The 12240-nt window shown below is 43.5% G+C and carries 15 protein-coding genes; 14 read left to right on the top strand and 1 reads right to left on the bottom strand.

What is annotated here, in order from left to right; all coding sequences use genetic code 11:
- Positions 1–4 precede the first annotated feature (4 nt).
- The 12 genes from O4G22_RS05890 (at position 5) to O4G22_RS05945 (ending at position 9290) form a co-directional block, all read left to right on the top strand.
- On the top strand, positions 5–475 hold the full coding sequence (locus O4G22_RS05890) for a hypothetical protein (protein ID WP_128153485.1): 471 nt from the start codon (positions 5–7) through the stop codon (positions 473–475).
- A 96-nt stretch (positions 476–571) separates the two neighbouring features.
- Complete coding sequence (locus tag O4G22_RS05895; protein WP_102734346.1) at positions 572–922, top strand: hypothetical protein; 351 nt, start codon at positions 572–574, stop codon at positions 920–922.
- A gap of 393 nt (positions 923–1315) precedes the next feature.
- Entirely contained in the window at positions 1316–1546 is a 231-nt protein-coding gene (locus O4G22_RS05900; protein ID WP_306702405.1) for a hypothetical protein, read from the top strand.
- A 132-nt stretch (positions 1547–1678) separates the two neighbouring features.
- Positions 1679–2695, top strand: coding sequence for an RHS repeat-associated core domain-containing protein (locus O4G22_RS05905; RefSeq protein ID WP_306702426.1), 1017 nt, complete (start codon positions 1679–1681; stop codon positions 2693–2695).
- A 613-nt stretch (positions 2696–3308) separates the two neighbouring features.
- Positions 3309–3611 (top strand): hypothetical protein, encoded by a 303-nt coding sequence (locus O4G22_RS05910; RefSeq protein ID WP_306713825.1) that lies wholly within the window; start codon positions 3309–3311, stop codon positions 3609–3611.
- A 212-nt stretch (positions 3612–3823) separates the two neighbouring features.
- On the top strand, positions 3824–4012 hold the full coding sequence (locus O4G22_RS05915) for a hypothetical protein (RefSeq protein ID WP_297668309.1): 189 nt from the start codon (positions 3824–3826) through the stop codon (positions 4010–4012).
- Positions 4013–4257: 245 nt separating this feature from the next.
- A complete protein-coding gene (locus O4G22_RS05920; RefSeq protein ID WP_306702406.1) occupies positions 4258–4638 on the top strand; it encodes a hypothetical protein in 381 nt (126 codons plus the stop codon).
- 88 nt (positions 4639–4726) lie between these two features.
- Positions 4727–5212 carry a hypothetical protein gene (locus O4G22_RS05925; RefSeq protein ID WP_306702407.1) on the top strand — a complete coding sequence of 162 codons (486 nt, stop codon included), beginning with the start codon at positions 4727–4729 and terminating at the stop codon, positions 5210–5212.
- 918 nt (positions 5213–6130) lie between these two features.
- On the top strand, positions 6131–6730 hold the full coding sequence (locus O4G22_RS05930; protein WP_306702408.1) for a hypothetical protein: 600 nt from the start codon (positions 6131–6133) through the stop codon (positions 6728–6730).
- Between the two features lie 234 nt (positions 6731–6964).
- Positions 6965–7594 (top strand): hypothetical protein, encoded by a 630-nt coding sequence (locus O4G22_RS05935; RefSeq protein ID WP_306702409.1) that lies wholly within the window; start codon positions 6965–6967, stop codon positions 7592–7594.
- A gap of 203 nt (positions 7595–7797) precedes the next feature.
- Positions 7798–8205 carry a hypothetical protein gene (locus O4G22_RS05940; protein ID WP_306702410.1) on the top strand — a complete coding sequence of 136 codons (408 nt, stop codon included), beginning with the start codon at positions 7798–7800 and terminating at the stop codon, positions 8203–8205.
- 86 nt (positions 8206–8291) lie between these two features.
- A complete protein-coding gene (locus O4G22_RS05945) occupies positions 8292–9290 on the top strand; it encodes a hypothetical protein (protein ID WP_306702411.1) in 999 nt (332 codons plus the stop codon).
- A gap of 263 nt (positions 9291–9553) precedes the next feature.
- On the opposite strand, the gene O4G22_RS05950 is transcribed toward O4G22_RS05945, so the two are convergent.
- The gene (locus O4G22_RS05950; RefSeq protein ID WP_306702412.1) at positions 9554–10606 is read right to left on the bottom strand and encodes an SPFH domain-containing protein; all 1053 of its coding nucleotides are present in this window, start codon (positions 10604–10606) and stop codon (positions 9554–9556) included.
- Between the two features lie 240 nt (positions 10607–10846).
- Between O4G22_RS05950 and O4G22_RS05955 the strand changes: the two genes are divergently transcribed.
- Both O4G22_RS05955 and O4G22_RS05960 read left to right on the top strand, forming a co-directional pair.
- A complete protein-coding gene (locus tag O4G22_RS05955; protein WP_306702413.1) occupies positions 10847–11719 on the top strand; it encodes a TIGR01777 family oxidoreductase in 873 nt (290 codons plus the stop codon).
- Positions 11716–12225, top strand: a complete 510-nt coding sequence (locus O4G22_RS05960) for a lipocalin family protein (RefSeq protein ID WP_290488960.1) — start codon at positions 11716–11718, stop codon at positions 12223–12225. Before O4G22_RS05955 ends, O4G22_RS05960 begins: the two co-directional genes overlap by 4 nt.
- Positions 12226–12240 lie beyond the last annotated feature (15 nt).

A 12240-nucleotide genomic window follows, 5' to 3' on the forward strand; every position in this document is an offset into this window, starting at 1 on the left:
TTTTATGAATAGAAAATTTATGAAGAGAAAATTATTTTTTTGGGGTACGTCATTAACGATTCTTGGTGTTATATCTCTGTTTTTATTTATTTTTTCTGATGATGATTTAGTATTTAGGGGGAGCGTTTCTCCTGATGTGTTTAAGAGAGAGTTTGAGTCTCATTTACCAGAAGAAACCTTATTTATAGATTATTTTATGGAAGGGAATCGTGCGATTTTTGCACGTATTAAAGTATCTGAAATAAACAATGAAAAAAAACTTATGGAGGATTTTCAAAAAATATCTAGAAGAGACGTTTCTTATAAAAAGCATAATTCCATTCCTGGCTTTGTTCCAAATTGTTCTACAGAAATATGGTGGGATACTTCTATTATTGAAAAGTGTGATTATTATACGACGGAAATGCCATATCAAGATCCCATGTTTTGGTTTGATAGAAAAAATAATTATATTTATATGTTCTGGGGGAACTGATCCTTCATGCATTTCTAACGGCGCAATTTGCAGAAATAAAGAAGCATTTTCGAATGTCCGTCAATACTCTTACACAACACAAAAAGTGTAAAGGAAATGGACAAAAATCTAATTAATAAAATTAAAAATGAAAAAATAAATTATATTGTTGAATGGTGGGAGGAGGATAGTCTAGATATTGATAGTAATCAACACATTCTTTTTTCACTTGAAAACGAAGATATTGATATTATTATAACAGAGAAAAATATTGATGAAATTAATTTTGTTTTGGAAAAATTTAATGTGAATATATCCATGGAATTTCATGTTAACTTTTTTGATCGTATCATCTATCCAATATCTAGATATGGAGAAAAATATTATGAATATAAATATGGATGTGTGCTGAATAAAATTTTAAAATTTATAGGTATTCGCTGTTTGCAAAAAAGGAAGTCTCTTTAAATTTATATTTAATATTTTTTTAATTAGCATTATTTTTTTGAAAATTAACTATATTTGTTAAAGCTGAATTTTCATCTTAATGAGTAACATAACTAAATAGAGATTCTTTTGGGCACCCGGTAAGCTACACTTGCCGGGTGTCTCTTATCAGATTTTTATCTTTATTACAAAGTGTATATATACGAAATATACTGTAATCTGCTGACGGGAATCAGCTATTATGTCGCCACGCCCGATTAGAGTTTTACATACAACTATCTCGGTAATTAACACAGGTTGAGGATGCTAGAAGCGACTGCCTACACAACCGGCCCGCTCAACCAATACACCGCCATCGAGCGCGGAGAATAAGCCGCCTTTGAACCGGTTCACGACGCGGACGGAAATCAGACATTGATAAGGACATCCACGGGCATCTGGCAAGTCACCTACAACGCCGAAAACCGGCCCGTGAAATTCGAAAGCGAGGACGGCGGGACAACCGTGGAATGCGCCTACGACTACATGGGCAGGCGGCACACCCGCAAAGAGAGCGTCAATGGGACGTTGAGCAGTTACCTGCGCTACATGTACCGTGGCTACCTGCAAATAGCCGCCATAGATGCCGTCAGCGGAGCCTTCTGATGGTTCCTCTTCTGGGACCCGACGCAGCCTGAGGCTACGCGCCCGCTGGCCATCCGCAAAGACGGCACCTGGTATGCCTACGGGTGGGATCTGACCAGGAACGTCACGGAAATCTTCGGGAAAGCCGGTTACCTGCGCACAGTCTACACTTACACGCCTTACGGAGAAGTCACCGCCGAAGGGGATGTCGCCCTGCCCATCCAGTGGAGCCGCGAATACAACGATGATGAGCTTGGGCTGGTCTACTACAACTACCGGCATCTCAATCCGCACGACGGCAGGCGGATCAGCCGCGATCCCATCATGAAACAGGGCGGGTGGAATCTGTATTTATCTTTAAAAAATAATTCTTACCTCGTTGTTGATTATCTAGGCACTATTCCTCCTCCTGGTGGAGTTTGGACAGGTACTACTGGGTATGAATCATTAAGAATACCATCATCAGTACCATCAAATTCAAGAAAAAAGAATTTGACTAAAGTTTTGTGGAAAGGCATAAAACGAAAGGTAATTGTTGTTGCAAAAACTATTGAAAAATATAATATTACTACAAGGCTTCAAGGAGCTTTACAGGTAATGGGAGGTGGATTTGAAGCAACTGCAGGATCTGCAGGTCTTTTGGCTCCAGAGCCTACAGCAATGTCTAAAGTCATTGGAGCTATTTTATATGTGCATGGAAATGATGTTGCCCAAGCTGGTCTTAGGGTTCTTATTACTGGAGAATATAATTCAACAATGACACATGAAGCAATAACTAGTGCTGCAAAGGCAGTTGGTGTTTCTCCGCAATTCTCCGAAAATATTGCTACGGGTGCAGAAATTGCATTAGGGGCAAAAGCATTATCAACTCCTGTGAAATCTTGTTGTCCAACAATCATAGTAGAAGCCGAAAATGTTGAAGTAACTACTGTATCTAGATGGGGAGCTGAATTAAAACCTAATACTTGGGTCATGGAAGGAGAGCCAACATTATGGAATTATATTTGGTCTGGAAAATGGCAGCCAGGAATGGGGAATAAATTTTCTCCTCCTTGGAAAGTCCAATCGTATGTCGTTCCCAAAAAGTCCATCGAATGTCCGGGAGGAAAAGGAATTGATGGGGCTATAAAATTACTCGTTCCTGCTAAACAAAGAATTTATAAACCTTAATTAGAATTAATAAAAAATGGTGATTAATATAATTTTATTTTGGATATTAGTTGTTTTTGGAAGTATTGTTAGTTTATATAATTGGATAATATTTTTTAAATCATTTGTAATAAAATCCAAACAATCATCTTGCATTCCTCTGTTGGGTGGGGGTGCAATCTATTTAGCTATGAATCTTCCTGGAATAGATATGGAAGAATACGAATCTATTCCCTTATTATTGGATTATGGATGCATTCCTCTTTTTGTTCACACGTTTTTTTTCTTGATGTATAAAGGATTGAAAGGACTATTTAAATAGCGTGATTTTTCTATTAAAAAGAAAGAATAAATATATTAAAAAAAATTAATTTTGTCACCTCTGATTTTTCAGAGGTGACATTTCATGAAAATTTTCAAGTAAAATACTATATTTGTTCTTTTCTTTATTTTGATTATATGGAATGCCGTACTATAAAGAGAGTAAAAACAATTTTGGTAGTTCTCTATTAAGGGTGTTTGCAGATAGCGAAGTACGAATTAATTAAGGAAATAATGGCTTTTGTGCACAGTTATATTTCAGATTGCTCCGATGAGGGAATATCAATGAAACAAGACTAAAGTAAATAATTCCGTGAGTATATTATATAGAACTTTTTTTGATTTTTGTATCCTGTTAACAACAGGATGTGACTCTGAACAAGAATCATGGGATATCTGTAAATTAAATGAACATCTTGGAATTACTTTACCTCCCAGTAGTATAGTTCTTTCTGCGAGCGACGGAGGAGGAAAAAGAAAAGACATAAGTTACGAACATTATTCTTGGACTTTATATTCTCCTGTTTCAGTCAAGATGCCTTCAGAAATAAAAACTATATTTCCTCTGGAAGGTGACATAAAGTATATTGAATCTAGAATGTATAAGAAAAAATGAAAATTTCGCAAGCTTAGTATGCTTTTTTTTAGCGATTGGGGAAAAATGGTTATATTTTTCGTGCTAAAGTTGTAAGAACTCTACGTGGGGATTTTCTTGTTGTTGAACGTGTTCGTGAAAAGTAATTAATTAAATGTAATGTTGAAAAATAGTTGTGTATTTTTAGATATTCATTTTAACACCTGTCTCCGTTCCAATTTACTGCTCTGCACATGCTGAGGGGAGCCGCTCGTCTCCATACGGAGCAGCTCCTGTCCGAACTCTCCGGAGTTCTGGAAACAAAAACGGTCATCGTTGACGAACACGGCTTGACTTCAGCGGAATGGACGGAGTATGCTGAAAATACGAAAAGAATCCAAAAGAGCATTTTCCCCTCTTCCAGCGTTACGGCATACCCCTAGACATGCGCGACTATAGGGATGCCCCCGACTGGTGGGCTTGCCATGATATGGGATTAGAAACTCGAAAAATGTATGCCGACGACAACCTGAAGCTAGTAAAAACTTCTATCGATATCAGGAAATGTCGTACAATGCCGAATAAAGTTGCTGTAGCAATGTTTACCGGAAGAGAGCTAATATCAAGGCGCGAATTAAAGTTAGTAAATTGTCTCATCTGAATCTAAGTGTCTCAAATAATCAGCAATATGAAATTTTTGTTAATTTTCATTATATCTTTTATTTCTATATCTAATTCTAATATCAAAGATAAAAAATTGATATTAAAAGAGATTATGGAATTGCCTCCAAATCTTTTCTACGAAGAAAATAGAGAATCATTTCAAAAAAGAATTGAGCAAGGTAAATTTTGGGTAGATCAGGAAGAAAAAATATTATATTTATTCATAAACGGAGATGGTGAATTTGGGAAAAGATTATTCATGCTAGATGAAAAATTAAATTTATATATAATCCATCTAAGCAATAATGAAGAAGATGGCAAGGATTACATGTTGTATAAATATGACCGTCTAAAGAAAACAGCAGTTTTAATTGGTACATTTAAACAGTGCTTATTTGAAAAGTAAAGATATTGATACGCAGTTTTTTGCTAATATGATTTAATAATTTTCAATAGGCCTGCAGTTATTTAATTGCAGGCCTATTTGTGTTTGGGTGCCAGCTATCAAGATATCTACAGGAATCTGGCAAGTCGCCTACAACGCGGAAAACCGCCCGGTGCGCTTCGTCAATGAAAGCGCCAATACCGTGGTGGAATGCACCTACGACTACATGGGCAGGCGGTACACCCGCAAAGAGAGCGTCAATGGGACGTTGAGCAACATGTATCGTGGCTACCTGCAAATAGCCGCCATAGATGCCGTCAGCGGAGTCTTCCGGTGGTTCCTGTTCTGGGACCCGGCGCAGCCTGAGGCTACGCGCCCGCTGGCCATCCACAAAGACGGCACCTGGTACGCCTACGGGTGGGATCTGACCAGGAACGTCACGGAAATCTTCGGGAAAGCCGGTTACCTGCGGACGGTCTACACCTACACACCTCACGGAGAAGTCACCGCCGAAGGGGACGTCACCCAGCCCATCCAGTGGAGCAGCGAATACAGCGATGAAGTCATGTGCATTAAGAGTATTGAAAAAATATGACGAATTAGTTAAAAAATCAAAAAATGAAGCCGTTAATTTTAACAACATCAGGTTATTTTCTAGTTATAATATTTATAATTTTTACTTTGATATTTCCAGTGTCATTGGATTCAGATGCATGGTATGACTGGATATCATGGATGATGTTGATTTTATCATTGATTTTAAATATATTGTGTTTTTTTATAAGTGTTTTTTATATAATAAATAAATGTAGAACTTGGGCAAATATTATAGTTTGCATTCTTTCTATTGTTTTCATGATTATAGCATTTTCATTAGTTTCTATAGAAACTGTAATTGTTATTAATTGATCTTGAAATGAAATAATTTTTTACGAATTACAACCACACAGAGGCTGTTATCCTCTGTGTGGTTATTTTTTTAATAAGTATATGATCAAAAGTTTCAAAAAAGTAGGGATTGGAAGGACAACGAACTTCCAATCATGTTGCTTTTACTGAAACTACCTACTATAGGGGCTATTAGTACGCCTATAGTAAAACTTGTTAAAATCTCTAGATTAAATAGTAGAAGAAATTCTTGGTCTGCTGTAGGTAAAACAGCACTAACTAAATTAAAAAATAGCACTATCAGAAGAATTCGCCTGAGAGTCATTACGAAGTATAGTGGATCAGAATTTTATAATTCTTTGCCAGGAATTACCTTGTCCTTACCTAGCACGATATTAAGCAACGGAACCTTGGAATCTAGTAGAATTTATTCTGGCAGTTCGAATTTACCATTGATGTCACAACCACATATACCGCTAGAGGCTGGTAGGTCAAATCCATCACTTTTTTCAATTATATTTTCATACAACATTCTACCATCGTTGTATTTCTATTGACATAAATAAACAATCTTATACCCTTGGAGAAAGACAGGAAGCAATAATTATAATTCCGATACACTAAAATGTCATCTCAAAAAATAATTAATATTTATTTAAAACCTCGTAAAGCTTTCGTTCTGGCAACAGTATCTTGCGGAATTATATTGGGTTTATTTTTATGGAAATTCTGTAATCCAGAGAATATTAATAATGGTCAATTACCTGTTCTAGCAGTAATTTTTTTTATAGGAGTTTACTTAGCTATTAAATTAAGTAGCTATCAATTATTACTACGCAATGATAGAATAATCAAAAAATTATGGTGGCAAAAAAAGGAGATTTTATATAGAGATATAGATAGAATCATCATTAACGCTTCATGTTTCGATGCCTATAAAGTAGGCAAAGCTATCAATCCACAAGTATTTAAAAAATTGGAAAAATATCAAATATTTGATGTATGGATTATTAGTAGTAAATGCAATATACATTTTAAAACTAAATGGTTTGATTCTATCAGACAGATCAATGATGCTCTTTTGCTACTCATCGAAAAATGTCCGATTGATAAATTACAACGTAATCAGTGTACTAATTTTTTTATTGTACGTGACATCAAGATGATTGTTAAATGGATTATTGTATTTTTTATATTAACATACGTAGCTAGTTTTTTCTTTTAATGTTAAACGGGATTATATATAATTGTTCTGGAACCCCTTTGTGAAATGGTTTTTATTAAAAATCATTGAACCAAATTAATGTGAGAAATATTAGATAATAAGATTATTAGTTAAAAGGATTCCTAAGAGACTTAGAAGTGTACGCAATTAACAATGTAATTATTCTGCAAGTTGTATAAACTGTGGGATACTTATAAGGTATTATAAAATCATAATGAAATACTAATGGTAACAATGAAAAAAACAACTTTCTATACGGATTTCTTGCTCAGATCGACAAAATTGGCATGTTTGTTGGCATATGCAGCCTTGTGTTGTGTTTCCAGCGCGCAGGAAATTGATTTTCAAGATAAGGTTTATAAGCCCTATATTATAACATATAACAATAGGAAATATCAATTCTGTCCTGTTGATTTAAATATTTTGAAATGTGAAAAATTCGCTGACATATGCGAATCTTTTTTTCAATTTCATATTTTCTTTAGCGCCTGGCCAGACATTAAGACGCCATCTCGAAAATCATTCATTATCTGCTTTGATGATATTGCTTTTTTTAGCAATTCCTCTATATTTGTGATAGAAGACCTTGTGATTTATGTTGATAGAAAGACAAGTAAAATCTATAAGCGCGATCCAAAAAATATTATAAAATATCAATGCAACAGACATGAAGTGTCCCTAATTGAAAAAATGAGGAAACTGGACTCGCCTGACGATGTTGTGGCTGGCTGGGGAAGGTATTCCAATTTTGGTCCAAGCAATATGCAGCGAACAGAGGATAAAAAAATTGTCATATGGGACTTTGCTGGAAGCAGTTCCAGGGTTACTGAAACTCTTTTCGGACAAAAATCGAAAATCAATTAAAATGTATAAATAAAAATTGACTCAGGTGTTGTAGAAGATCTGATAACTATCAGTACGACAACATCGGCAACCGGAAGGAAGCCTTCGAATTCGGCAACACGACGGACTATGAAACCGATGAACTCAACCGGTACGCGGGCATTGCCGGAAATGGCGCGGCGGCATTCGTTCCCCAATACGACGCCGACGGCAACCAGACGCTGGTGAAAACTTCCACCGGCATCTGGACAGTCACCTACAACGCCGAAAACCGGCCCGTGAAATTTGAAAGCGAGGACGGCGGGACAACCGTGGAATGCGCCTACGACTCCATGGGCAGGAGGTTTGAGAAAAAAGTGACGGTCGGAGGGACAACGGGCTTCCACGCGCGCTACCTCTACCGGGACTACCTGCAGGTGGCGGAGTGCGACTTGACCGGGGAAACGCCGAAGCTTGTGCGCAGCTACCTCTGGGACCCCTCGGAACCTCAGGCCACGCGCGTCCTGGCCATGACGCGCTGGGAGGCGAACGGGACGCAAGTGAAAGAGCATCTCTACTGCATGCACGACGCGATGAAGAACGTCACTTCCCTCTTCGGGGAAGCGCGCGGACGCCGCGCCCTGCATGAATAATGTTCATTTTTTGCATTTTTCAGACAGATTGTTGCGGAAGAGGATTCCGTGCCAGATGGCGCTTTTCTTTAAAGGGGAGATGTAGTATGGCATGGTGTATGGAAAGGAGGATGGGCATAGGCGGTTTTTTCGGGCTGGAATTGCCGGAGTACGGCAATTTTCCGCAATGGCATCCCGGCAGGAGTGTAGCCGTGAATTCCGGCAGACGCGCTTTGGAATGTATCCTGCGCCGCCTGGGGGACGTGCGCTGTGTCCGCGTGCCCCTGTATACGTGCCGGACGGTGGTGGAAACGGTGGAACGGCTTGGCATTCCCGTGATTCCTTACCGCATTGACGAACGCCTGGAACCGGAAGAGCTGCCGGAATTGGAGAAGGGGGAATACCTTTTGTACACAAATTACTTTGGAATCAAAGAGAAGTGCGTGGATCATCTGGCTTTCCGGTATGGAAGCAGCCTGATTGTGGACAATGCGCTGGCCCTGTATTCTCCGGCCCGTTCCGGAGTGGCCTCCCTGTACAGTCCGCGCAAGTTTTCCGGTCTTCCGGATGGGGGGATTGCCGTGATGGATGCGGAGCGGCCCTTGCCGGAACCGGAGGAACGGGACGAATCCCTGCCGGATGCCGCTTTTTTGCTGGAATGCCTGGAGCATGGGCAGGAAAGGGCTTCCTCCGCCTGCGAACGGAACGAACGGCGCTTGCAGAATACCCCGCTGCGAAGGATTTCCCGGCTGACGGAGCGACTGATGAGCGGCATTGATTATGAACAGGCGCGGCTGCTCCGGATGAATCATTTCCTGTTTCTTCATGAAAGGCTGGGCCATTTGAACCGCCTTTCCGTGGAGCCGGATTCCTTGTCCGCTCCGTGTTATTATCCGTTTTGGACGGCTTTCCCCGAGCTGAGGAACGTGCTGATTGATCAACGTATCCTGATTCCGCTCCTGTGGCCGGAGGTGTTGGAACAGGCTCCCGCCGGCAGCCTGGAACGGAAACTGGCTCTGCATCTTCTGCCGCTCCCCGTGGACCAGCGCTGCGGGCCGCAGGATATGGAGCGCATCGCCCGGATTGTGGAGGCATTTTATACCTGAAACAAAGGGAGGATTTTGTATGGGACGTGTTCCTGGCGGCGGGAGTGATTTACTTCCCCGGCGTATTGATGAGAACCTCCGTTCGGGAACGTTGTTCCGGTTTTTTCCCGTGGCCTGGCGGGAGGCTTGCCAGAAGGGGCATTTTTCTTATATCAATGTTGCTTCAAGTCATATGTCCCGGAGAGGGAGGCGGTTTTTCCGTTTCCGAATCCGCGGATTCGTGATGCCGCCGCCTTTCCGGCAGCGCCGGGAACAGGCTGCGTTTATTTGGCGGGTTCCTTGTCCAGGTTCAGGATGCCCAGCACAGACATATTTCCTTCCGCATCTTTTCCGGAGGGAAGGTAGACTTTCGCATTGTTCAGCATGTTTTCAAAAGCCTTGGCGCGGAGCATGTTCGGTCCCATGGCCTTTTCCTTCAGCGCCAGTCCTTCCGCTTCCGCCCGGGCCGCTTCCAGGGCGGCTTCCGCCTGAGCTTTGCCCCGCATGACAATGACTTTGGCCTCCGCTTCCCCCCGGGCCAGATTGGCGTTTGCTTCCTGGCGCGCTATTTCCATTTTCATGGCGCCTTCCGCCTCCCCGCGTGCGCGCTGGATGGCGATATCTTTCCGGGCGATTTGCAGTTCCGTTTCCTTGCGTTCGTTTTCCTGAGTCGTCTGAACTTTCCTGACGACGGATTCAATGATGGCCTGCGGGGGATTTGTTTCTCCCACGGCTACGGAGTCCACAATAAAGGGGGTGCCGTCCAGCCGCTTGCTTAACTGCGTGTAAACGTTGTCGGAGATTTTTTGCAGGCTGCCGGAGGCGTCCAGGGCATTGTACTGGCTTAATTCCGCCCGCACGGCTGTGCGGAAAGGCTGCTGAATGAAATTTTTGTAGGCAAAGAGCATGATCTCGTCCGCCACTTCATCGTCATTGCGGCCGGAGCTTTGGGCGATGCCTCCGTAGTCTTCCATGAATTCCTTCACCCGGGACGGATCCAGACGGTAAACAAGAGAGGCCTTGCAGGAGATGGGGAGCTTGTCCTTGCCCAGGATAGCTCCTCCATTGCGGGCGTCGAATTCCTCCACCGTGGTATCCGGAGTGATGGAAACTTTGCTGACTTCCTTTCTCCACGCCCATCCCGTGGAGGACGGCCCGATCAGGATGCCTTCAAACCTGTTCTGTCCGAAAATGGGTTTGGAATAAACATAGCCGGCAAAGCCGGACAATACGCGCTTGTTGCTGAAATTCTGGAAGGCGAAGATAGCGGTGCCCACAGCGATGAAGATGACGGCGGGAATAAGCAGGGAGAAGGCGGTTTTGGGAGATTTATTCATGACAGGGTAGCGGTTGTGACGGCCTTCAACATAAGAAGAGGTTGATGAAAATCAAGTTATCTTTTCCCGTGAGGCCGGGAAATGCTTTCCGAAAGAGGGCAGGCGGCAAAGTATGTCCTCTTCTGAACACAGGGGAGTGGAAGAAATGTCTTATCCGGCAAAGGTTGCCTGTTTCGTGAGGGGCATTCCGGCGAGGTAGCCGGAGCGCCGCTCCGGAGGCGGGTCTCCATCTGGGTTAAGATGATGAATGTAGCCATTACAGGATCCGGCGGGTTTATAGGGAGCCATTTGGTCAAGCGCCTCAAGATGTTCGGGCATCGGGTGGCTCCCCTGCAACACTACCTGTTTACTCAGGATGGCGTGGATTGCCTGACGCAAGCCCTGGTTGGGTGCCATGCCGTCATCAATCTGGCCGGAGCTCCCATCAATCGACGCTGGACGGACGCTTATAAAAAGGAACTGGTGGAAAGCCGCGTCATGACCACCCGCAAGCTGGTGGAAGCGGTCAACAGGCTACATGAACCGCCGGAAGTGATGATTTCCGCCTCTGCTGTCGGGTATTACGGGCCGTCCAGCTGCTGTCATGGGGAACAGGACGCTCCGGAGGCTGATTCCTTTCTGGCGGAATTGTGCGTAGCCTGGGAAAAGGAGGCCGGGCTGGTGAACGGTTCCGTACGGCTGGTTCTTACCCGCTTTGGCGTGGTTCTTTCTCCGGATGGCGGCGCGCTCCCCGAAATGATGCGTCCGGCCCGGTTCGGCGTTATGGCCGCCGCAGGAAATCCGGATCATCTTTTTTCCTGGGTGGCTCTGGAAGATTTGGTGGATGCCCTGGTTTTCATTATGGGCAGGGAGGGCATTTCCGGCCCGGTCAATATAACGGCCCCGGAGCGCACCTCCAACCGGGAATTCTACAGGGCCGCCGCAGAACACTTCCACACCCGTCTGTCCATCCATATTCCTGACGCCGTGCTGCGGCTGTTGATGGGAGAAGCTTCCCAGGTGATTACCGGCGGCCGGTGCGCCCTTCCGGAGACGCTGATGAGGGAAGGGTTTCAATTTCAATATCCGGATATCCTCACCTTTTTTAACAAAGCATTTTCCGTCAGCTCATGAGCATGATACAGACCATTGTCGCATCCCTGTTTCACGGCCATTCCGTCAAAACCGAACCCATGCCGGATTTCAATCTGGAACGTTATCTGGGGGAGTGGCACGAAATCGCCCGCCTGGAAAACTGGTTCGAGCGCGGCCTCAGCAAGGTTTCTGCCCGGTACGACCGCAGGGAGGACGGTTCCATTACCGTGATTAACAGCGGTTATGACGTTCGAACCGGGGAGCGGAAGGAGGCCCGTGCGCGGGCGGTGGAGGGGGATGCCCCCAATCATTTGAAAGTGTACTTTGTGCCGTTGGTGTACGGCCGGTATGAAGTGGCTTTTCTGGATGGAGATTACACCCGCGCCGTGGTTTCCGGCGGTTCCCTGAATTATCTGTGGCTACTTGCCCGCAAGCCGCAGTTGAAGGAGGATGAGCTTCAACCGATGCTCCATTGCGCGGAGGAACTGGGATATGACACTTCCCGGTTGATTTATTCCGGTTCCCCTGCGTTCCCGGTGCGGTAACTGGGCGTAGAATTA

This window comes from Akkermansia muciniphila (assembly GCF_030848305.1).
Classification (GTDB): Bacteria; Verrucomicrobiota; Verrucomicrobiia; order Verrucomicrobiales; family Akkermansiaceae; genus Akkermansia; species Akkermansia muciniphila_A.